The sequence below is a fragment of the Rahnella sp. EDr1-12 genome, from assembly GCF_049206505.1.
In the GTDB taxonomy this organism is placed as follows: domain Bacteria; phylum Pseudomonadota; class Gammaproteobacteria; order Enterobacterales; family Enterobacteriaceae; genus Rahnella; species Rahnella rivi.
Genome location: NZ_JBLZNY010000035.1, coordinates 1 through 250, shown reverse-complemented (window position 1 = coordinate 250; position 250 = coordinate 1). Strand labels below are relative to the sequence as shown.

Here is a 250-nt window from a genome sequence, read left to right as displayed (position 1 = left end):
CGGTTCATATCACCTTACCGACGCTTTTCGCAGATTAGCACGCCCTTCATCGCCTCTGACTGCCTAGGCATCCACCGTGTACGCTTAGTCGCTTAACCTCACAACCCGAAGGTGTCTTAAAGACATCGTCGCGCTGCGATTATTTGAGAGACTCTGTTACAGACTAATCCACCACTCAGTACTTCTACGGAGAGTGATGTTCAGCTGTAAACTTTCAATTTTCAGCTTGTTCCAGATTGTTAAAGAGCAA

At 46.8% G+C, this 250-nt stretch carries 1 rRNA gene; it reads right to left on the bottom strand.

The window, feature by feature from the left end:
- Positions 1-98: ribosomal RNA gene (locus ACO0U8_RS24270) — 23S ribosomal RNA — on the bottom strand; the annotation flags it as partial.
- Positions 99-250: the final 152 nt, after the last annotated feature.